Source organism: Amycolatopsis sp. La24 (assembly GCF_029087445.1).
Lineage (GTDB): Bacteria > Actinomycetota > Actinomycetes > Mycobacteriales > Pseudonocardiaceae > Amycolatopsis > Amycolatopsis nivea.
The window spans coordinates 65,255-86,047 of sequence record NZ_JARACH010000007.1; the positions used below are offsets into that span (position 1 = coordinate 65,255).

The 20,793-nt window shown below is 70.4% G+C and carries 17 protein-coding genes; 11 read left to right on the top strand and 6 right to left on the bottom strand.

Features of this window, described 5'->3' with window-relative positions; translation table 11 throughout:
- Positions 1-7 precede the first annotated feature (7 nt).
- From PUT80_RS10645 to PUT80_RS10655, 3 genes are all read right to left on the bottom strand, one after another.
- A complete protein-coding gene (locus PUT80_RS10645; protein ID WP_275291786.1) occupies positions 8-3,892 on the bottom strand; it encodes a Pls/PosA family non-ribosomal peptide synthetase in 3,885 nt (1,294 codons plus the stop codon).
- A gap of 271 nt (positions 3,893-4,163) precedes the next feature.
- A complete protein-coding gene (locus PUT80_RS10650; protein WP_275291787.1) occupies positions 4,164-5,597 on the bottom strand; it encodes an LCP family protein in 1,434 nt (477 codons plus the stop codon).
- Between the two features lie 268 nt (positions 5,598-5,865).
- Positions 5,866-7,203, bottom strand: coding sequence for an MFS transporter (locus PUT80_RS10655; RefSeq protein WP_275291788.1), 1,338 nt, complete (start codon positions 7,201-7,203; stop codon positions 5,866-5,868).
- Positions 7,204-7,300: 97 nt separating this feature from the next.
- Here PUT80_RS10655 and PUT80_RS10660 point away from each other — a divergent pair, with 97 nt between their 5' ends.
- The 7 genes from PUT80_RS10660 to PUT80_RS10690 all read left to right on the top strand — a co-directional run bounded on the left by PUT80_RS10660 (position 7,301) and on the right by PUT80_RS10690 (position 13,963).
- Entirely contained in the window at positions 7,301-7,786 is a 486-nt protein-coding gene (locus PUT80_RS10660) for a MarR family transcriptional regulator (RefSeq protein WP_037819777.1), read from the top strand.
- 61 nt (positions 7,787-7,847) lie between these two features.
- Complete coding sequence (locus PUT80_RS10665; protein WP_275291789.1) at positions 7,848-8,768, top strand: hydroxymethylglutaryl-CoA lyase; 921 nt, start codon at positions 7,848-7,850, stop codon at positions 8,766-8,768.
- Between the two features lie 21 nt (positions 8,769-8,789).
- The gene (locus PUT80_RS10670; protein WP_037819786.1) at positions 8,790-9,506 is read left to right on the top strand and encodes an enoyl-CoA hydratase/isomerase family protein; all 717 of its coding nucleotides are present in this window, start codon (positions 8,790-8,792) and stop codon (positions 9,504-9,506) included.
- Positions 9,503-10,693 carry a CaiB/BaiF CoA-transferase family protein gene (locus tag PUT80_RS10675; RefSeq protein ID WP_037819787.1) on the top strand — a complete coding sequence of 397 codons (1,191 nt, stop codon included), beginning with the start codon at positions 9,503-9,505 and terminating at the stop codon, positions 10,691-10,693. Before PUT80_RS10670 ends, PUT80_RS10675 begins: the two co-directional genes overlap by 4 nt.
- Complete coding sequence (locus PUT80_RS10680; protein WP_037819790.1) at positions 10,693-11,433, top strand: enoyl-CoA hydratase/isomerase family protein; 741 nt, start codon at positions 10,693-10,695, stop codon at positions 11,431-11,433. The genes PUT80_RS10675 and PUT80_RS10680 overlap by 1 nt, the downstream gene beginning before the upstream one ends.
- Positions 11,430-13,001 (top strand): AMP-binding protein, encoded by a 1,572-nt coding sequence (locus tag PUT80_RS10685; protein WP_275291790.1) that lies wholly within the window; start codon positions 11,430-11,432, stop codon positions 12,999-13,001. Before PUT80_RS10680 ends, PUT80_RS10685 begins: the two co-directional genes overlap by 4 nt.
- Positions 12,998-13,963 carry a nitronate monooxygenase gene (locus tag PUT80_RS10690; RefSeq protein ID WP_037819798.1) on the top strand — a complete coding sequence of 322 codons (966 nt, stop codon included), beginning with the start codon at positions 12,998-13,000 and terminating at the stop codon, positions 13,961-13,963. Before PUT80_RS10685 ends, PUT80_RS10690 begins: the two co-directional genes overlap by 4 nt.
- Positions 13,964-13,992: 29 nt before the next feature.
- On the opposite strand, the gene PUT80_RS10695 is transcribed toward PUT80_RS10690, so the two are convergent.
- A complete protein-coding gene (locus PUT80_RS10695) occupies positions 13,993-14,874 on the bottom strand; it encodes an SDR family oxidoreductase (RefSeq protein WP_037819800.1) in 882 nt (293 codons plus the stop codon).
- Between the two features lie 31 nt (positions 14,875-14,905).
- Positions 14,906-16,516, bottom strand: coding sequence for an AMP-binding protein (locus PUT80_RS10700; RefSeq protein ID WP_275291858.1), 1,611 nt, complete (start codon positions 16,514-16,516; stop codon positions 14,906-14,908).
- 231 nt (positions 16,517-16,747) lie between these two features.
- Here PUT80_RS10700 and PUT80_RS10705 point away from each other — a divergent pair, with 231 nt between their 5' ends.
- The gene (locus PUT80_RS10705; protein ID WP_275291791.1) at positions 16,748-17,578 is read left to right on the top strand and encodes a LuxR C-terminal-related transcriptional regulator; all 831 of its coding nucleotides are present in this window, start codon (positions 16,748-16,750) and stop codon (positions 17,576-17,578) included.
- 204 nt (positions 17,579-17,782) lie between these two features.
- On the opposite strand, the gene PUT80_RS10710 is transcribed toward PUT80_RS10705, so the two are convergent.
- On the bottom strand, positions 17,783-18,904 hold the full coding sequence (locus tag PUT80_RS10710; protein ID WP_275291792.1) for a helix-turn-helix transcriptional regulator: 1,122 nt from the start codon (positions 18,902-18,904) through the stop codon (positions 17,783-17,785).
- Between the two features lie 93 nt (positions 18,905-18,997).
- On the opposite strand from PUT80_RS10710, the gene PUT80_RS10715 reads away from it, so the two are divergent.
- From PUT80_RS10715 to PUT80_RS10725, 3 genes are all read left to right on the top strand, one after another.
- Positions 18,998-19,249, top strand: coding sequence for a hypothetical protein (locus PUT80_RS10715; protein ID WP_275291793.1), 252 nt, complete (start codon positions 18,998-19,000; stop codon positions 19,247-19,249).
- A 162-nt stretch (positions 19,250-19,411) separates the two neighbouring features.
- A complete protein-coding gene (locus tag PUT80_RS10720; RefSeq protein ID WP_275291794.1) occupies positions 19,412-19,882 on the top strand; it encodes a hypothetical protein in 471 nt (156 codons plus the stop codon).
- Positions 19,883-19,967: 85 nt separating this feature from the next.
- On the top strand, positions 19,968-20,756 hold the full coding sequence (locus PUT80_RS10725; RefSeq protein WP_275291859.1) for a phosphotransferase: 789 nt from the start codon (positions 19,968-19,970) through the stop codon (positions 20,754-20,756).
- Positions 20,757-20,793 lie beyond the last annotated feature (37 nt).

Sequence of the window (20,793 nt, forward strand, 5' to 3'; positions counted from 1 at the left end):
GGTTGGCTCACCGCCAGGGACGGACCGGAGCCCCCCGCCACCGGGTGCGCGCCGGGACCGTCTCCCCCGCCATCACCAGCGAACCCGAGCCGACCGTCGCGCCGTCGGAAACCCCGCTGCCCGGCAGCTGGAACGCGCGCGGCCCGAGGGTCGCTCCAGCACCGAGGCGGACCGGATCCAGTCGCATGACGCGGTCGTGGAACAGGTGTGTTTGCAGCACGCAGCCGCGGTTCACCACGGCGCTGTCGCCGAGGTGGACGAGGTCCGTTTCCGGCAGCCAGTAGCTCTCGCACCAGACGCCGCGGCCGATGCGAGCGCCGAGGGTCCGCAGCCACCAGTTCAGCACCGGCGTGCCGAGGAAGGATCCGGCGAACCACGGCACCGCGAGCGTCTCGACGAACGTGTCGTACAGCTCGTTCCGCCACACGAACGCGCTCCACAATGGATGCCGTCCCGGCCGGAACCGGCCGACCAGCGTCCATTTCATCAGCGTCGTCAGCAGCGCGGCGAAGAGACCGGCCGAGACGAACACCGCGGGCGCGAGGGCGGCGGCGATCCAGAAGCCGTCCGCGATGTCCACTCCGGTCAGTACCGCACTCACGGCGAGCCCGAGCAGGCCCGCGATCAGCAGCGGCGCGATCCGGCAGGATTCGACCAACGCGCGGGCCAGCTTCAACCGGCGCGGCGGTGCGAAGGTGCGGGCGGGATCGACGGTGTCCGCGGTCCGGCGCAGCTCCAACGCGGGGCGGCCGAGCCAGGACGTGCCGTCGGGGACGTCTGCCGGGGTGTCGGACAGGACGCCGACCAGTGACGCGGAACCGAGCGTCCGGTCCGGGCCGACGACGGCGGAGTTGCCGACGAACGCGCGTTCCCCGACTTCCGAGACGCCCAGCCGCACCCAGCCGCGGTCCAGTTCGTACGGTGCGGCGAGGACGTCGTCGGCCAGAAACGCGCCGTCCCGCACTCGCAGCAGTGACGGCAGACTGAGCACAGTGGACAGTTCGACGCCGCGGCCGATTCGGGCGCCCAGCAGTCGCATCCAGACCGGCGTCGCCAGCGCGGCGTAGAGCGGGAACAGCTGCCGCCGGGCGATTTCCAGCAGTTCGTGCACGAACCAGGCCGCCCAGCCCGCGCGGCTGAGCACCGGATAAACCCCCGGTCGCACGGCCAGGCTGGCCAGCCGCACGAGCAGGACGATCGTCAAGGCGTACACGACGATTCCGGCGAGGACGAGCAACGGCGTCCACGGCAGGATCGCCAGTGCGGCACCGCGCGGATCGTCCGCTGCCGGAACCAGCAGCAGTGCGACCACGATCAGCGGGATCGCGGACACCAGCATGAACATCGATCGCACCGTGCCGCCGAGCGCGAAGGCCAGCGAGTACCGTTTCGCCCGCGGTGCCGCCACGGTCGGCCGCGCCGGACGTTCGCCCGAGGGGCCGGCCGGGGAGCCACCCCAGACCGCGCCGTCCGGTACGCGGGTGTCGAGCGTCGAGCCCGGCAGCAGCACCGACCCGGTGCCGAGATCCGTGCCGGGCAACAGCGTGCTGCGGCCACCGACGCGGGCACCGGCTCCGACCCGGACGCGGCCGATCCGCAGCACCGGGCCGTCCAGCCACCATCCGGCCAGGTCCGCCTCGGGCTCGATCGCGCAGCCGTCGCCGAAGTCGGCGAGGCCGCTCACCGGCGGCGGCGAATGCAGGTCCGCACCTCGGCCGACCCGATTGCCGAGCAACCGGGCATACGGCGCGGCGAGCGGCGTTCCGGCGACTCCGGGCGGGCCGGCCACCGCGGCGAACCGTTCCGCCGTCCACAGTCGCATGTGGACAATGCCGCCGCGCCGGTACTCCCCCGGCGCGAGCTTTCCGCGCAATACCCGCACGCCGCCCGCGGCGAGCAGCATCCGGCCCGGCGGGCTCAGCAGCACCAGCCACGCGGGCACGAGGATCCACCACGACATCCGCGGCAGCCACTGCAACGGCAGCACCAGCGAAACCAGCGAGCCGAGCAGCGACACCGAAAGCAGCCACCGCGTTCCGGACAGGGCCAGCAAAACCAGCTGCACCCCGGCCTGCCACCAGCCGCTGCCGCGCACCGGAGCGACCTGCGGCTCCTCCGCCGCGACGGTTTCGACCGGCGCTCCGGCGAGGCGTTCGTACAGCTCCCGCGGAGTCGGAGAGGAGTACACATCGGACACTGCCGCGCTGGGATACCTGTCGCGCAGCACGGAAACGAGCCGCGCGGCAGTCACGCTCGAGCCGCCGAGGTCGAAGAAGTCGTCGTCCGGACCGGCGGTGGTTCCGAGGTGTTCGCTCCACACCTGCAACAGCCAAGCCAGCTTCGGATCGGACGGCACCACCGGCGCGGCGGCCGGTTCCTCCAGCGGCCACGGCAACGCGTCGCGGTCGAGCTTGCCCGACGCGCGCACCGGCAGCTCCGGGACCAACGCGAGCCGGGGCACCAACGCCGCGGGCAACCGGTCCCGCAGAAGGCTGCGCGCTGCGGCGCGATCGAGGCTCTCGCCCTCCGGCACCACGTAGCCGACCAGCACCTGCGCGCCGCTGTCCGTGCGCTGCACGACCGTCGCGGCGGCAGCGACACCGGGCAGCGCCCGCAGCGCGGCGTCGATCTCACCCAGCTCGACGCGTCGTCCGCCGATCTTGACCTGGCCGTCCGCGCGGCCGACGAACTCCAGCCCCTCCGGCACCGCGCGCACCAGATCGCCGCTGCGGTACGCGCGGCTCCAGCCGAGCCCCGGCAGCGGCACGAATTTCTGCGCGTCCTTCGCCGCGTCGAGGTACCGGGCGAGGCCGGCGCCGCCGATCACCAGTTCCCCGCTGCGACCCCACGGCACCGGGATGCCCGCCGGGTCCTCGGGGTCGACGACCGCGAGTTCCCAGCCGTCGAGCGGCAGCCCGATCCGCACCGGTTCGCCCGCGCGCAGCCGTTGCGCGCACGCGACGACGGTGGTTTCCGTTGGGCCGTAAGTGTTCCAGATTTCCCGTTTGCCGTCGTCGAAGCGCGTCACGACCTCCGGCGGGCACGCTTCGCCGCCGAGGATGAGCAACCGGACGCTGGCCAGAGTGTCCACTGGCCACAGCGCGGCGAGCGTCGGCACGGTGGACACGACCGTGACACCCCGCTCGACCAGCCACGGTCCGAGGTCGGCACCCGCGCGGACGAGCGAACGCGGCGCCGGGACCAGGCACGCGCCGTGCCGCCACGCCAGCCACATTTCCTCGCACGACGCGTCAAACGCGACACTCAGCCCGGCCAGCACGCGATCGCCCGGGCCGAGCGGCCGTGCGGAGCAGAACAGCCGGGCTTCAGCGTCCACAAAGGCCGCAGCCGCGCGATGCGTGACCGCGACGCCCTTGGGTTTTCCGGTGGAGCCGGAGGTGAAGATGATCCACGCGTCGTCCTGCGGCTGCGGACGCACTCGCGGCCACTGCGGTCCACGCGACGCCGGCACGCCCGCATCGGTCAGGACCAGGCTTACCTGAGCTTCCGTCCACACGGTCTCGGCGCGGTCGGCCGGATCGTCGGCGTCGACCGGGACATAAGCCGCGCCAGTGGAAAGAACGGCGAGAATGCTGCGGTACAGCGCCGCGGTGCCGGAGGTCATCCGGATGCCGACGCGGTCGCCCGGCATGACCCCGGCGGCGCGGAGGCGTCCGGCGAGTTCTTCGACCTGTGCGGCGAAATCGCGGTACGTCGCGCGCTCGGTTCCGTCGTCCAGTGCGAGCGCGTCCGGGTGGTTGCGCACCGTTTCGGCGAAAATGTCGTAAAGCGTGCGCACGGCGGGCGCGGGGCCCGCCCGGTAAACCGCCGTCGCCTTTTCGGCGAGCCTCTCGGGCGCGACGATGCGCGCCCGATCCGCGTCCAGCGTCACAGGAAAACCTCTTTCCAGGAGAACACGAGTCACGAAACCGGCCGGAAACCACTCAACAATGGGCGGCGTGAGGCCGGGCTGAAGCAGCAGCGCCGTTCCCGGACGCTGAAATCGGAACAAGAACAGATATCGGGCAATCCCCCGGCCGCTGCTGTGCGGCTCGTCACGCGAGTCCGGACATTAGCGGACGCAGTGCCGCCGGCGTCACTCGGCAGAGTTAATTTCGGAAATCGTTCTCAACCGGTTCACAGGATCTTTGTGCTTCTCCCGTTCACCGCACGCAGGGCACCCCGCCTCCGGACAATTCGTCGGCGGGCGAAACCGGGGCGACCGGCACCGGAGCGGCCTCGCCGGCCTTTTCCCGGAAATCAGTGCCCAGCACCAGCTTCAACTCCCCCGCCGCCAGCGCGCCGTCGTAACCCACGCCGTACCCGCCGCCGAGGGCGGCCACGAGCTTCGCCGCCGACGCGGAATCCCCGCGCCCGTAGCGGACGACGGTGCGGCGCGTGTGCCGCGCGTTGGACGTGCGCCCGGCGCGGTATCCCCGCGACGGGAGAGTCTTCAGCACCCGAGCGGCCGCGCCCTCACGGCCGCTCGCGTTCACCACGTCCACCGCGGGCCCGGCCGTCGCGGCGGGCGGCGGCGGGACGGTCCGGCCAAGCAGCCGGGCCGCGGCGGCCCGTATGTGCACCGGATCGACGATATTGACGTCTTCGCCGCGCGCGTCTTTTTCGAACCGTTCGACCGGAAGCGACGCCAAGGTCAGATCCCCGCCTGCGAACGATTCCGCCTGCCGCGCCAGCGCGTTGAGGTCGAGCCCGGAATCGATCGCGACATTCTGCCGCGCGACCGAAACCAGCTGCCCGAGTTTCCCCGGGTCGCCGAACACCCCGCCTTCTTCCAGCTGATGCGCCAGCGAAACGAGAAACGCTTGCTGGCGCCGTTCCCGGTCCAGGTCGGTGAACTCGTGCTGCGAATCCCGCCGCTGCCGCACGAACGCGAGCGCCTGCGCCGCGGAAATCCGCTGCTGCCCGCTGGGGAAATCCGCACCCGAGTAACTGTCGTGGGCGGCCTCGGTCAAACACACCGTGATCGGCTGCACGACCTGCGCCAGCTGATAGAACGCGACCAGGGTGACTTCGACGAAATGGTCCACCGCGACTCCGCCGAGGAACTGGCGCACCGTAGCGACTTCTGCCGCGCGGCCGGCGTCCCGGGACCTCTGTTCGCGAGCCGCCTTCTCGGTGACGCCTTGCGCGGCAAGACGTTTGGCTTCCGCGGCGAACGCGTACCCGTAAGCCTCCTTGATCCGGCCCTGGCACACCCCGTCCGGACAGCCGGCGAGATCGGTGTAATCGTCGCGCGGAATGGAGATGACCGTGGGATGCCCGCCGTCCGCCGGAACGTGCAGCAGCATCAGCACATCGGTGTTGTACCCGCCGACGTGCTGGTCTCCCGCGTGCAGCTGTTCGTACAGCTCGGCGGGAAGCGGTTCGCCCCGTTCGTCGAGCCGCGAATCGAGTCCCATGACGAGGATGTTGGTGTCCCCGCCCGGCCGGGCCTGCCCGTCGAGCGCGGTCGACGTGGTGACCCCGGACAGCAGCGCGCGCAGCTCGGCCCACCCGTAGGCGGCCCCGCCCAGCAGGACCGCGACCAGCGCGACCACGCCGATCCGTTCGGCCCAGTGCCCGTTCGCGCGCTCCATCGCTCACCGCTCCTCCCTCCGGCGGCACCCGGTCTACTCCGGGGTTCCTGTGAGAGCGATGAGAGAGAAGACGCGCCAGGCAGCCCGCCGAGGTCGGACGGGCTGCCGCGTGCCGAAAGGCACACTTTGGAGGGTCAGCATCCCTTGGCCGGCGGACCCAGCGCCGGGCTCAGGAGAGGTTCGTGAGGGGAACCCTCATTGACTCAGATTCCCTCAGGGTTCCCCTCACGGACCTTCCGCGGGAGCGGGGAGGCTCGCGGCCGGGTGGTCAGCGCCGCCGTTCGCGAAGATCGCCGGGGCGGACGCCGACCAGCAGCACCACGACGGCGAGCAGGATGATGCCCGCGCTGATCTGCAGCCCCAGCGACAAGCTCCCGGTCGAGGATTCGATGAACCCGAGCAGCGACGGCGAAGCGGCGGCGGCGAACGAGCCCATCGACGTCACGACCGCGATCCCGGTCGCCGCGGCCCGGTCGGTCAGGTAGATCGACGGGATCGAGTAGAACACCGTCAGCCCCGAGTAGTGCGCGGCCGCCATCACCGCGAGCAGCAGGATGACCACCACGACGTTGCCGCCGGACACCGAGATCGCCAGCATCGCGAACACCGCCACGATCCAGCTCGTCGCCGCGTGCCAGCGCCGCTCCAGGGTGCGGTCGGAATGCCTGCCGACCAGCAGCATCACCACGATGCCGAGCAGCGGCGGGATCGCCGAGAAGAAGCCGAGGTTAAGCACGTTGCCGACGCCGGCGTTGGCGATGATCCGCGGCGTCCAGTACGAGACGGCGTTCGCCAGCGTGTACGCGCCGCACGCGCAGAGCCCGAGGATCCAGACCTTCGGGTCGCGCAGGGCGAGCAGCAGTCCGCTGTGCTTCTGCTTCGTCTCCCCCTTGTCGCGCAGGTCCGCGTCAAGGTCGGCGCGCACAGCGGCCTTCTGATCCGCGGTGAGCCACTTCGCCTGCTCCGGGCCGTCGGTGACGAAGAGCAGCACGAGCCCGGCCAGCAGGATCGGCGGGATCCCTTCGATCAGGAACAGCCACTGCCAGTCCGCGAGCCCGCCGACGCCGCCGAGCGAGTGCATGATCCAGCCCGACATCACCGATCCGAGCGCGCCGGACACCGGGATGCCGATGAAGAACACGGCCGTCATCCGCGTCCGCCGCGACGAGGGGAACCACAGCGACAGCAGATACAGCGCGCCGGGGAAGAACCCGGCTTCCGCGACGCCGAGCAGGAAGCGCGCGGCGTAGAACATGATCTCGTTCTGCACGAACAGGGTCACCACGGTCATCACGCCCCAGGTGGCCATGATGCGGGCGAGCGTTTTGCGCGCGCCGATGCGGGCGAGCAGCGCGTTGCTCGGGACTTCGAAGAGGATGAAGCCGACGAAGAACAGCGTGACGCCGAGCCCGTACACCGCCGGGCCGAAGCCGAGGTCCCGTTTCAGGCCCTGCTGGGCGATCCCGATGTTGGTGCGGTCGATGTAGCTCGCGACGTAACACAGCACCAGCAGCGGCATGACGCGCCGGGCGATCGTGCGATAGGTCGCTTTGCGGTCGACGGCGGCGGTTGCCGGAGCGCCGGTGACAGCGGATGGTTCGGCCACGGCTGAGACTCCTTCGTCCGGATCGGGCGAGTGGCAGTCTCCGCATCGAGTGTTGAGTTTGTCAACACCCAGTGGGTAACGGCTACGATGCACGGCCATGGCCGAACGCGCAGACGGACACGACTTGGTCCCCATCTCCGGACTGCTGTCCTACCGGCTCTCGCGCACGTCGTCGGCGATGTCGCGCAGCGCCGCGGTGCGCTACCGGCGGGACTTCGACGTGAGCCTCGGCGAATGGCGCGCGATCGCGCTCATCGCGGCCGACCCGACGCTCACGCTCAACCGGCTCGCCCGCCGCGCCGGACTCGACAAAGCGCAGATGAGCCGCGTGGTCAGCCGGCTGACCGACCGCGGGCTGGTGAACCGCACCGCCGGGTCAGGGCGCACGTCGCAGCTGGCGCTGACCGCCGAGGGCACCCGGGTGTACCGCGGCCTGATCACCGCCGCCAACGAGCGCGACGCGGACTTCCTCGCCACCCTGACCGGCGAGGAGGCGCGCGTGCTGGACCGCGCGCTGGACAAGCTGGCCGAGCACGCGCTGGCCGTCGAGGAGAGTGAGCGGGCTCACCCGGCCGCCGAGTAGTGTTGACTTTATCAACACCCTCGCGTACTTCTGGATCCACCGACGAGGAGGTGGGCCCAGGATGTCCGACGCCGTCACGATCTGCGAGTGCTTCGCCCGCGACGGGCTGCAGCACGAGCCGGAGCCCGTGCCGACCGCGACGAAGATCGCGCTGCTGAACGCGTTCGCGCGCACCGGTTTCCGCCGGATCGAGGCGACCAGCTACAGCCATCCGGCGCGGGTGCCCGGGTTCTCCGACGCGTCCGAGGTGCTCGCCGGGATCGACCGGCACCCGGGCGTCGCGTTCAAGGCGACCTGCCCGAACCCGCGTGCCGTCGAACGCGCGCTCGCGGACCTCGAGGCCGGGCACGGTGCCGAAGAGCTGAGCCTGCTGGTGTCCGCCACCGAAGCGCACACCGAGCGGAATCTGCGCACCACGCGCGCCGGTCAATGGGAGCGCGTGACCGAGATGGTCAAGCTCGCCGACGGCCGGTTTCGCCTGGTCGGAGTGGTTTCGGTGGCGTTCGGCTGCCCGTTCGAGGGCAAGGTCGACCCGGGCCGGGTGGCCGAGGACGTCGCGCGGTTCGCCGACCTCGGCGCGAGCCTGGTGACCTTGGGCGACACCACCGGCGTCGCGACCCCGGGTTCGGTGCGCGCGCTGTACACCCGGTTGTCCCGCGAACACCCGGACCTGCCGCTGGTCGCGCACCTTCACAACACGCGCGGGACCGGCATCGCGAACGCCGTCGCCGCGCTGGAAGCCGGGTGCCGGCATTTCGATTCCGCGATGGGCGGTGTCGGCGGGCATCCGGCGAAGATCGGCTACGGGGCCGGGCTCACGGGCAACGTGTGCACCGAGGACCTGGCCAGCCTGTTCGCCGCGATGGGCGTCGAAACCGGCCTCGATCTCGACCAGCTCGCCGCGGCGTCCGCGGCCTGCGAAGAAGCGCTCGGCCGCCCGCTGCACAGCATGGTCGCCCGCGCCGGCTTCGCGTCCGCCTGACTTTTCTTTGGGGAGAAACCTGTGCTGCTGACTGAAAATCACGAGGCCGTCCGCGTCCTCACGTTGAACCGGCCGGACAAACTCAACGCGCTCGACACCGCGCTCACCCGGGCGCTCGACACCGCGCTTGACGAAGCCGGCCGAGACCCGCGCGTCCGCGCTGTCGTTTTGACTGGGGCCGGGCGCGGGTTCTGCGCCGGGGCCGATCTGAACGAGTTCTCGTCGCTCACGCCGGACCAGCCGGAGGCCGTTCTCGAGCGTGCCGCGCTCACCGCCCGGTTGCAGACGCGCATGCAGCAGCTGCCGGTTCCGGTCGTCAGCGCGGTGCGCGGGGCGGCGGTCGGCGGCGGTGCCGGTCTCGCGATCGGAGCGGACCTGGTTGTCGCCGGGTCGGACCTGAAATTCGGCTACCCCGAGCTGAAGCATTCGATCGTGCCCGCGCTGGTGATGACCGGGCTGGTCCGGCATCTCGGCCGGAAGCTGGCGTTCGAGCTGGTCAGCACCGGGCGGCTGCTCACCGCCGCGGAAGCCCTGTCGTACGGGCTGGTGAACCAGGTGGTCGAACCCGCCGAGATCGTGCCCGCCGCGCTCGCCGTCGCGCAGCGCTGGGCCTCGGTCGAACCTCGGGCGCTCGCTGCCGCGAAGGACCTCTTCTACCGCGTCGCGGACCTGCCGACGGACGCCGCGATGCGCGCCGGCCAGGACGTCAACGCCCTGATGCGCGGGTTCCGCTCATGACCGGCCCGCTCGCCGGAGTCACGGTCCTGGACCTCTCGCGGGTCCTCGCCGCGCCGCTGGCCACCCAGATCCTCGCCGAACTCGGCGCGACCGTGATCAAGGTCGAACGCCCTGGCACCGGCGACGAAACCCGCGGCTTCGAACCCCGGCTGCCGCACGGCGAGAGCGCGTACTTCTTCGCGTTCAACCGCGGCAAGCAATCGGTCACTGTGGACTTGAAGGACCCGCGCGGCCGCGACGTCGTCCGGAAGCTGGCCGCGCGCGCCGACGTCGTCGTGGAGAACTTCCTGCCCGGCACGCTCGACCGGCTCGGCCTCGGCTACGCGGAATTGTCCGCGGCGAACCCGGACCTCGTGCTGGTGTCCGCGACCGGCTTCGGCCAGACCGGGCCGGACGCGCACCGCAAGGGCTACGACACGGTGTTCCAGGCGCTGTCCGGCGTGATGGCGATGACCGGCGATCCCGCTGGTCCGCCCGCGAAAACCGGGGTGCCGGTGGCGGACCTGACGTCGGGGCTGTGGGTGGTGATCGCCGTGCTGACCGGGCTCGCCGGGCGTTCGTCCGACGGTCGCGGCCGGCACCTCGACGTGGCCATGATGGACGTCCAGCTCAGCCTGCACGCCTTGAACGCGGCGCGGCTGTTCGCGCTCGGCGAGGACCCGGTCCGCACCGGGACCGAGCATCCGGGGCGGGTGCCGTCGGCGGCGTTCCAGGCCGGGGACGGCGAATGGCTGCACATCAGCGGCAGCGACCAGCATTGGCAGCCGCTGTGCACCGTGCTCGGATTGTCCACTTTGGCCGCTGACCCTTCGCTGGCGCACAACGCGGGTCGCGTCGAACATCGCGCGCGCGTCATGAAGGCGCTGCGCGGGGCGATCGCCCAGCACGACCGGGATCAGCTGGTCAAAGAACTACAGGCGGCCGAGGTCCCCGCTGGCGCGGTGCGTTCGGTCCGCGAGGCGCTGGCCGATCCGCACGCCGTCGCGCGCGGGGTCGTCGGGGAGTTCACGCATCCCGTCGAAGGCTCGTTCCCAGCGCTGCGCACGCCGTTGCGCGAGACTTCCGGAGACGCTCCGGCACCGGGAACGCCTCCGGTGCTCGGCGCGGACACCGACGTCGTGCTGCGCGACCTGGCGGGACTGTCGGACGACGAGATCGAGGGCCTGCGGGCCGCGGGAGTGATCTGATGAACGAACGCGTGACGCTGGATGTCACCGACGGAATCGCCCGCGTCGAACTGGCCCGCCCGTCGGCGCGCAATGCCGTGGACCTCGCGATGTGCCACGCGCTGAAGGAAGCCTTCGACGCCGTTGACATCTCAGACGCCCGGGTTGTTCTGCTCAGCGGTGCCGGTCCGGTCTTCTGCGCCGGGGCGGACTTGAAGGAACGGACCGGCAAGGACGCCGCCTGGGTCCGCCGCCGCCGAGTCGCGTCCTTCGCGGCTTACGCGGCGATCGAGGCCTGCCGCTGTCCCGTTGTCGCGTTGGTGCACGGAACTGTCGTCGGCTCCGGCGGGGAAATCACCCTCGCCGCCGACTTCGCCCTCGCCGCCACGGGCACCGTTTTCCGGTTCCCTGAACCGCATTGGGGCACGGTCGGCGCGACCCAACGGCTTCAGCGAGCCATCGGCAAACGGCGGGCCAAGGAACTGTTGTTCACCAACACGCCTTTGCCCGCCGCCGAAGCCGCTGCGCTCGGCCTGGTCAACCGCGTCGTCCCCGACCTCGCTGCCGCCGGAACCGAGGTCGCCGCCGCCATCGCCGCCGCCCCGCCCGGCGCGATCGCCCTGACCAAACGGGCGGTGGACCTGGGTTCGGAAACCGACCTGGACCGCGGCATCCGGATCGAAATGTCCGCCATCGAACAGAACCTCGCCGACGGCAGCTGGCGCGACGGCGTCGCCCGGTTCACTGGAGAGACCCGATGACCGACCTGCGCACCGCCTGCCCGCTCACCGTCCAGGACGCCCTCGCCCGGGCCGCGCTCCTGGCCCCCGACGTCGAGGCCGTCGTCACCGCCGATGCCCGGATCACCTACCGGGAACTGGCCACCGAGGTCGCCCGGGTGCGCGGAGCGCTGGCCGCCGCCGGGATCGGCCGGGGCTCCCGCGTCGGGCTCTGCCTGGGCAATACTCCCGAGTGGGTCACGCTGTTCCTAGCGTTGGGTTCTCTTGGCGCGCTAGTCGTCCCGGTGAACACGCGCTTCACCGCCGACGAAGTGCATTACACGCTTGCGCACTCCGGCGTCAGCACGCTGTTCGCCGCCGAGCGCGTCTTGAACGTCGACTTCCCCGCGCTGTTCTCCGACGCCGGTATTGAACCCGGCTGCGCGACTCTGCCTTCTTTGCAGCGGATCATCGTCCTGGGCCAAGAAAGCTGGACCGATTTCCTGGCCGCCGGTTCTCCCGCCGAACCCGTTGCCACGCCGGACGATCTCCTTCTCGTGCAATACACGTCCGGCACAACGTCGCGTCCCAAAGGCGTCCTCCTGACCCACCGCAGCATGTGCGCCGACGCTTTCTTTTCCGGCGCCCGCATGGGTTTGCGCCCCGGCGACCGATTCCATTCCGCGCGCCCGTTCTTCCACGTCGCCGGAAGCACCCTGTCGGTGCTGGCTTCCCTGCAGCACGCCACCACCTTGGTGACGATGCCGAAATTCGAGCCAGCGGAAGCGTTGCGCTTGCTGGAAGCTGAGCGTTGCACGCACTTCTCCGGCAACGACACCATCGCCCTGCTCCTGCTCAACCACCCCGACCGCCCGCGCCGCCGCCTCTCCCTGCGCGGTGCCTGGGTCGCCGCGTCCCCCACCGTCGTCCGTCGCGTCATCGACGAACTCGGCGCGCGCGAATGCGTTGCCGGGTACGGACTTTCCGAAGCGTCTCCGAATGTCGCCCAATCCGCCCGGTGGGAACCGGAAGAAATCCGCGCCTCCGGAGCCATGGCCCCCGAACCAGGAGTGGAAATCCGCATCCGGGCCTTGGACGACACCCGCGACTGCGCCCCCGGCGAACCCGGCTCGGTGCTGGTGCGGGGATGGAACGTCATGCAAGGCTACCTGGACGACCCTGTGCGAACCGCCGAGACCATCGACGCCGAGGGTTGGCTGTCCACCGGAGACGTCGGTCTGCTCGACGACTCGGGCCGGTTCCATTTCACCGGCCGCACCAAGGAAATCATCCGAGTCGGCGGGGAGAATGTCGCGCCCGCCGATGTCGAGGACGTGCTGCACCGCCACCCCGCCGTGCGGCAAGCCGCCGTTGTCGGCGTCCCCGACGAGCGATTGATCGAAGTGCCCTTCGCTTTCGTTGTCCTGACTGCGCCGGGCGTTTCGGAGGACGACCTGCTCTTATGGGCGAAAGAACGTTTAGCAGGCTTCAAAGTCCCACGGCATCTGCGCATTGTGGACGGTTTCGAGGCGATCGGCATGACCGCCAGCGCCAAGGTGCAGAAGAACCAACTGGCTCGGTATGCCCGAGCCCTGCTGGAGAACTCATGACGCGGCTGCGTACTTCAGTCACCGATTTGCTGGGCCTGGACCTGCCCATCATCCAGGCCGGGATGTCGTGGGCCTCGTCGTCCTCCGCACTCCCCTTGGCGGTGTCGAACGCCGGAGGCCTGGGCGTCGTCGCCGCCGGTCCGATGCGCTTGCCCGATCTGGCGCGGGTACTGGACGAAATGGCCGCCGGAACCGACCGTCCGTGGGCAGTGAACCTGCCGCTCTACCGGGCCGGTGCCGACGAGGTGATCGACCTCCTGCTCGCCCGCCGCCCTCCCGTGCTGATCGCCTCCCAGGGCGGCCCACGACGGTATTTGGACCGGTTCCACGCTGTCGGCACCCGGTGCCTGCACGTCGTCGCCGGTGTCTCGCATGCTTTGAAGGCCGCTGCCACCGGTGCCGACGGCTTGGTGGTAGTCGGTGCCGAGGCGGGCGGACATCCGCCGCCGGGGATGGTCACGACGCAGGTTTTGGTGCGCGCTGTGGTCTCGGCCGTACCTTCGCTCCCCGTGATCGCCTCCGGCGGGGTCGCCGATGGCGCCGGTCTGGCCGCGATGCTGGCTTTGGGCGCCGGTGCGGCCCAGTTCGGGACCCGGTTCCTGGCGAGCTCCGAGGCTACTGTGCACCCTGCTTATCAGGAGGCCGTGGTGGCCGCCGGTGTCGATGACACGCGCACGGTGGGTCATGGGCTCGGGGTGATTCGCGCACTGTCGAACGATTTCACCGCACGGATGGCTGAGCTGGAAGCTTCCGGTGCTGAGGAGTCATTGCGGCGCAAGGTTTTTCAGGCTTCGTCGTTGAAGGATGCTGCCCTGCACGGTGATGTCGCCACGGGGAAGGTGGAGGCCGGACAGTCGGCCGGGCTGATCACGGAAATCCTTCCGGCGGCCGAGATTGTCTCGCGGATCGCGGAGGAGTATGCGGCCGTAGTGCGCGGCCTGCCGAGACTCGCTGGTGCCTGACCGCCACCGGATCTGGTGTCGTGAGGATGTCACCAGCTGTCCGGCTGCCGCCCGTCCACATCCGTCACCCCGTACTCCCGCGCCAGCTCCGCCGAACTCACCGACCGCTGATTCCACCGTTCCCGCGCCGGATCCGCCGCCATCGCCGCCACCCCACGCCCCACATACCGCGGCGATTCCGACTCCGCGAACCCGGGAGGAGCCCCCGTCGCCAAAGCCGAGCGCCAGTTTTCCTCAGTGACCCCGTAAGCGTCGAGCATCATCTCCGACCGCAGCCACCCCGGCGTCACCGCGACAGCCGTCCCGCCGTAAGCGGCGAGTTCATGGCCCTGCGAGAACGCCAGCCGGTTCACCGAAGCCTTTGCCAGGTCGTAAAACACCGAAATCCGATAGCGCGAAGCATTGTGCGCCGAAGTCCCGTCGGTCACCTCGACCACCAGCCCGGCCGGCTCGCGGATCACCAGCGGCAGCAGGAAATGCGACGTCACGAGATGCGTCTCGACCCCCAGCCGCAGAATCCGCAAACCCGCGTCGAGATCGTGTTCCCACACCGGCGTGTTCCAGTCCGCCGGGCCGCCTTTGAGCCGCTCCGCGCCCCAGATGTCGTTGACCAGCACGTGAAGCCGTCCGTATTCAGCACGGACGAAAGCGGCCAGCCGGCGGACGTCGTCGTGGTCCAGGTGATCGGCGACGAACGGAACGCCGACCCCGCCGAGCTGGGATACCAGTGAAGCGGTTTCCTCGACCGTCTCCGGCCGGGCGTAATCCGAGCGCCTCAGTTCGAGACGGCTGCTGCGTCCGGTGCAGATCACGGTCGCACCGGCCTCGCCGAGCGCGGCGGCGATGCCCCGCCCGGCACCGCGGGTCGCCCCCGCGACGAGGGCGACCCGGCCGTGCAGATCAGGCGGCATCGGGCCAGTGTGGCACCGGCCGCCGGAAAACTCAGCTCGAAGCGGTGCTCAGCTCCCGGCCTCGCAAGGCGAAGCGCTGGATCTTGCCGCTCGGCGTCTTCGGCAGTTCCGCCACGAAGTGGATGCGCCGCGGATAAACATGCGCGGCCAGGCGGGTTTTGACCGTCTGCTTCAGCTCGTCGACCAGCTCGTCCGACGCCTCGGCACCGGGGTTCAGCACGACGTAAGCCACCACCAGTTCCCCGCGCAGCTCGTCCGGCGCGCCGATCACCGCGGCCTCCGCGACGGCCTCGTGTTGCGTCAGCGCGCTTTCCACCTCGAACGGGCCGATCCGGTAGCCCGCCATGAGAATCACGTCGTCGTCGCGGGAGCCGAAGGTCAGGTAGCCGTCGCGGTCGCGGGCGGCGATGTCGCCGGTGTAGTACCAGCGGCCGTCGGCGCTGAAGCGTTCCGCGGTCCGCTCGGGGGCGTCGCGGTAGCCGGAGAACGGCATCAGCGGACTGGCGGACACGTCGATCGCGACGCGGCCGGTCTCGCCGACCTCCGCGATCTCGTCGCTGCCCGCCTTCAGGACCTCGACGGCGAACCCGGGCAGCGGCCGTCCCATCGAGCCGGTCTTGACCGGCGCGATCAGGTGCGGATGCCAGGCGTTGCCGACGACCATGCCGGTTTCGGTCTGGCCGTAGTGGTCGCGCACCGGGCAGCCGAGGACCTCCTCGGCCCAGGTCACGACGTCCGGCGTCAGCGGCTCCCCGGCCGACGAGCAGTGCCGCAGCCGCAGGCCGGCCGGCACCGGCAGGCCCGAGCTGCGCAGCGCGCGGTACACCGTCGGGCCGGCGGTGAAGTTGGTGACGCCGAAGCGCTCGAGCACCTGCCAGGTCAGTTCGGGGCTGAACCCGGCGTGCAGCAGGATGCTGCGCCGTCCGGTCGCGAGCGGGCCGAGCAACGCGAAGTACAGCCCGTACGCCCAGCCCGGGTCGGCGGCGTTCCAGAAGACGTCCTCGTCGGTCTGGTCGAGGCCGAACTCCTGGTAGGAGTGGATTCCGGCGAGCCCGCGCAGCGGCACCGGCACCGCCTTCGGGGTGCCGGTCGTGCCGGAGGTGAAGATCTCCACCAGCGTGCCGTCGCCGCCGACCGCGACCGGGTCGGGCAGCGGGTGCGGTTCGTCCAGCAGCGCCTCGAACGACAGATCGCCGCCGGACGCTTCGCCGGTCGTCACGATAATCCGCGACGGGTCGGCGGGCAGGTCGTCGCTGGGGTCGAGTTTGGCGCGCTGACCTGCGTCGACCACGACGACGCGGGTCCCGTTGCCGACGATCCGCTGCGCGATCGCGGGCGGCGCGAACGCGGTGAACAGCGGCACGTGGACCGCGCCGAGCCGCCAGATCGCGAGCAGCGCGGTGACCAGTTCGGCGGACTTGCCCATGAGCGTCGCGACCCGGTCGCCGGGCCGCACGCCGTGCGCGGCCAGCGCGGCGGCGAACCGGGCGGAAGCGGCCTCGAGCTGGCCGTACGTGAGGTCGCGGCTGCTCAGGTCGGCCTCGACCAGGGTGAACGCGACGGCGTCGGCCGGATGCCGCCCGCACAGCAGGCGGGTCGCGTCCGCGTCCGGCGCGGCATAGGTCTGCAACAGGTCGAACATGGTGCGTTCAGGGCTCACGGGGCTGCTCCACGGTCATCGTCGGCCGGTGTCGGCACATCGTCACCGCAGGTCAGCCAGCCGACCACCCCCGAACAGGGGTGGTCGCGCCAGCCGGCGCGCCGGTGCTCTGACCAGGCGTTTCGACCCGTGGACGGCGACAACGGCGGTGCCGCTGGGTAGAATCGCACCTCCTGCCGGAGCCTCCCGTGCCGCCGAAGTGGGGTGCCTGCCGTGACGAGTGCCGCCGAGACCACCGCCGAAGTGCGCCGCGCCCTGGCCCGGCTGCGCAGCGCGGCGGGCGTGCCGCTGTCGTTCGGCGGCGAGGTCGTGGACGGCAAGCGGCTGCGGATGACCGAACTGCTCGGCAACACCACCACGTCGCTGCTCGGCCTCGTCGTCGCGGAGGGCAAGGGCCTCGGCGGGCGCGCGATCGGCGTGCGGAAACCGGTGGTGCTGCCGGACTACTACACCAGCGACGCGATCAGCCACCACTTCGACCGGGCGGTCAAGGCCGAGGGCGTGCGCTCGGTGATGGCGGTGCCGGTGATCGTGCACCGGACCGTCCGGGCGGTGCTCTACGGCGCGGTCCGCGAGCACGTCCGCTTCGGCGACCGGTCGGTCACCGCGATGGTCGAAGTGGCCCGTGACCTGGAGCAGGAGCTGGCGGTGCGCGCCGAAGTGCGCCGGCGGCTGGAGCTGCTCGCCCCGGAGCCCGAAGCCGCGCCGACCGGGAAACCGGCCGAGCTGGAAGCGCTCCGGGAAAGCCACGCGGAGCTTCGCCGGATCGCCGCCGCGATCGCAGACCCGGAACTGCGCTCCCGCATCGACGCGGTGTGCCAGTCCCTGACCGGCGACCCGGTCCGCGGGCCGTCTTTGTCGGCGCGCGAATTGGATGTCCTCGAAGGGGCCGCGGCGGGGCAGACGAACGCGGACATCGCGGCGGCGCTCGGCTTGGGCCCGGAGACGGTGAAAAGCTACCTGCGCAACGCGATGCGGAAGCTGGACGCGAAAACCCGCCTCCAGGCCGTCAACGCCGCCCGCCGAGCCAATCTGCTGCCCTGACCCGCCTGGCCGCGCGAAAGGTCCGTGAAGGACTCATTTGGGGAATCTGATTCCCTCAATGAGCCCTTTGAGACAGGGGGTAGCCCTGATCTGGCGGCCTTTAGTTGCGCCCCGTTTGACCAGCTAAAGCACCCCTCAACGGCTGTCGGCGTTGAGGGATGTTTGCCGTTGTCGTCTGTACCGGATTCGCACCGGGGACGCCGGTTACGTGTCCGCGCCGACGAGTCGGGAGATCTGTTCGACGCGGGTGGCCAGCCGGGTCGAGTTGACTCCGTCGCCTGCCTTGCGGGCGGCGCGCAAGGCGGAGCGGGCGGCGTCGAGTTCGCCGGAACGGGCGTACGCCTCGGCGATCCACGTGCGGTAGAGCCCCACTTCGCGGGTGTGCTCGGGTGCGTAGGCGTCCACGGCGTGGGTGATGAGGGGTTCCGCGCGTGCCGGTTCGCCCAGTTCGATGAGGCAGCGTCCGGCCATCACGTCGATTTCGTTCCGGTCGAGCCAGTACACCCATTCCGGTTCCTCCGTGCCGGTGCTGCGGGCGGCGTAGGCGTCGTCTACGGCGTCGAGGGTGCGGCGGGCGCCGTCGGTGTCGCGGGACCGGGCGGATGCCCACGCGACCCGCTCCAGCAGCAGTGCGCGGACTACGGGGGTGGCGTCGTCGGCCCCGGCGACGGCTGACCGGGCGAGCAGGGCGGCGTCGGCCGGGTCGCCGACGTTCGCCATCTGGTAGCTGAGGCTGGACAGGAGTTGCCCGGCGAGTGCCCGGTTTCCGGCGTCGCGGGCGGCGGACACGCCGGACAGGTACACGTGTTGTGCTTCGGCGTACTGTCCGGCGTCGCTGGCGACCCATCCGGCGAGCTGCGCGAGTTCGCCGACTGCGGTGAGCAGGCGGCGGCCGGTGTCGTCGTCGTAGCTGGCCTCGTTCACTACGCGTTCGGCGTCGGCGAGTTCGCGACGCACGAGCGGGATGAGGTCGCCCCCGCCGATCACGTCGTCGAGGTGGCGCAACTCGACCACGCGTTCCTCTAGTTCGGTGGCGAGGCTGGAGCCGACGCGTCGCCCGGCGGCCGTGTGCCGGGCTGCGGGGGTCTCGGACACCAGCCATTCGTGCGCGACGCGCAACGGGTCGTCCGGCGCCCCGTACAGGGCCGTCACGGGCACGCACAGGGCGCGGGAGTAGGCGACTACGTGTTCCGGGCTGATCGTGCGTTTCCCGGTTTCGAGCAATCCGAGCAGCGGCTTGCTGAAGTGGGTACGGGCGGCTAAAGCCGCGAGGCTTATCCCGGCGTCGGTGCGTGCGCGCCGGAGCCGTGCTGCGAGGTCGTCCATCCGCCACCCCCCCCTGTGCTCGCCATTGACTGTAGACGACGGTAGACGGCAAACGTCTGTTCATCGGTCCCGCCGGTCCCGAAGGTAGAGGGCATGGGCTGGTACGGGCACGAGGGGCAGACGATGACCGCGCGGATCATGCTGGGGAGACCTCTCCCGGGCACGGTCTGCGAGACATTTCGCGTCATGCACGTGTTCCCGGAACCGGCCAACTATCCCGGCCGCATAGTCGCGCTCTGCGGCGCGGAGTTCTGGACCGGCGACCTGGAATGGTGCGACGCGCCCGCCGGGATGCCGTGCATGAGGTGCCTTGCGGCCACGCCGCTGCCGCAGGCTCTCCCTTGATCGCCCGGCCGGTGCGGACGTTCCCCGACACATTCCGCACCGGCCGGGTTCCATACGCGGCAACGAAAAAGACCGCCGGACCGTAGTGACCCGGCGGCGACCGCCGAGTTTCCGTTGGCACGCAAGGCAACGGATGCAACTAGACCGGAAGGATGTTCGCATATGACTGTTGCGGTAGAGGACATGACCGGGCAGGGGCTCATCCCGGAGGACTTGTTCCGCAGGCTCCGGGCCCGCATCTCGAACGAGAACGTCGTTTCTCTGGAATACGCGGGACGAGTCATGGATCAGGCGCTTGCGTTCCTTGCGGCGTGCGCCCGGACCAGTCGCCCCCTCGCACCGAGCGAAACCGTCGACATCGGATGGCACACGTTCATTCTGTACACGCACGAATACGCGGAATTCTGCGAGCGGATTTCCGGAAGTTTCATCCACCACGTCCCGAATGACAGCGACGAAACCGGGGACGTTCCGCTCGTCGACATGATGCGCCGAACCACCGACGCGATCCGGGCGGCGGGGTTCGTGGTGGACGATCCCCTGTGGTTCACTGGCGCGGCGAAATGCGCCAAGTGCTCCCAATGCAAGAACGGCTGCACCGACGACCCGCCCCCGTCTCCCGCGCGGAGCTAGACCGAAGAGGCAGACATTGGCCAGCCAGGAATGGGCGAACCTTCCCACCGCTGTCCGGCAAGCGATCGAAGAACGGACGGGTGCCGTGGCCGCGACGGTTTCCCCGGACAACGGCCGGAACTCCGATTTCCTGGCAACGCTCCAGACCGCGCACGGCCCTTGCTTCGTCAAGGGCGTCCTGACCGGCACACGGCGAGCGCGGGCGCAGCAGACGGAAGCACGGGTCGGGGCCCGGTCGAACTCTGCTGCGCCGCGTCTCCTCTGGGAAGTGACCGCCGACGGGTGGCATGTGCTCGGATTCGAGGCCGTCACCGGGCATCACCCCAGCCTCGCGCCGGGCTCGCCTGACCTCCCGATGGTCGCCGAGACCGTAGCCGCGATGACACGGGAGCTGACGCCGTCCCCCGTCGAACTGGAGCAGGCCACGGACCAGTGGGCATGGTCCGCCCCGTGGCGTCGACTGTCCAAATCGGACCGCGAACTTGACAGCTGGGACAAGGACCACCTGCCCGAACTGCTGGACTGGGAGCGACGCGGGATCGAGGCCGTCAACGGCAACAGCCTCGTGCACGGCGACATGCACCCGCTCAACATCCTCGTCTCCGACCGCGCGCGGATCGTCGACTGGGCATGGTCGAGCATCGGCGCGCCATGGCTTGACCCTGCCGCGTTAGTGCTGCGACTCACCGCCGAGGGCCACACCCCGCACCAGGCCGAAGAATGGGCGAACGCCATCCCGGCGTACCGAGACGCCCCCGCCGACGCGGTGACCGCATACGCGGTGCTGACCTTCGGAATGTGGGCCTACCGTGGCGCGTTCCCGGGGCTCACCGACGTTGCCCGGCAGTACGTCCGGCACCGACTGGGCTCTTGATCTCGGAAGTGCGAAGAGTTGCCCTCGGCGGCGACCA

Excerpts from the sequence above, each read along its gene's own strand:
- PUT80_RS10650 (WP_275291787.1), bottom strand. The coding sequence starts at position 5,597 with ATGGAGCGCGCGAACGGGCACTGGGCCGAACGGATCGGCGTGGTCGCG.
- PUT80_RS10660 (WP_037819777.1), top strand. The coding sequence starts at position 7,301 with ATGGCCGAACGCGCAGACGGACACGACTTGGTCCCCATCTCCGGACTG.
- PUT80_RS10665 (WP_275291789.1), top strand. The coding sequence starts at position 7,848 with ATGTCCGACGCCGTCACGATCTGCGAGTGCTTCGCCCGCGACGGGCTG.
- PUT80_RS10675 (WP_037819787.1), top strand. The coding sequence starts at position 9,503 with ATGACCGGCCCGCTCGCCGGAGTCACGGTCCTGGACCTCTCGCGGGTC.
- PUT80_RS10680 (WP_037819790.1), top strand. The coding sequence starts at position 10,693 with ATGAACGAACGCGTGACGCTGGATGTCACCGACGGAATCGCCCGCGTC.
- PUT80_RS10685 (WP_275291790.1), top strand. The coding sequence starts at position 11,430 with ATGACCGACCTGCGCACCGCCTGCCCGCTCACCGTCCAGGACGCCCTC.
- PUT80_RS10690 (WP_037819798.1), top strand. The coding sequence starts at position 12,998 with ATGACGCGGCTGCGTACTTCAGTCACCGATTTGCTGGGCCTGGACCTG.
- PUT80_RS10695 (WP_037819800.1), bottom strand. The coding sequence starts at position 14,874 with ATGCCGCCTGATCTGCACGGCCGGGTCGCCCTCGTCGCGGGGGCGACC.
- PUT80_RS10700 (WP_275291858.1), bottom strand. The coding sequence starts at position 16,516 with ATGTTCGACCTGTTGCAGACCTATGCCGCGCCGGACGCGGACGCGACC.
- PUT80_RS10710 (WP_275291792.1), bottom strand. The coding sequence starts at position 18,904 with ATGGACGACCTCGCAGCACGGCTCCGGCGCGCACGCACCGACGCCGGG.
- PUT80_RS10715 (WP_275291793.1), top strand. The coding sequence starts at position 18,998 with ATGGGCTGGTACGGGCACGAGGGGCAGACGATGACCGCGCGGATCATG.
- PUT80_RS10720 (WP_275291794.1), top strand. The coding sequence starts at position 19,412 with ATGACTGTTGCGGTAGAGGACATGACCGGGCAGGGGCTCATCCCGGAG.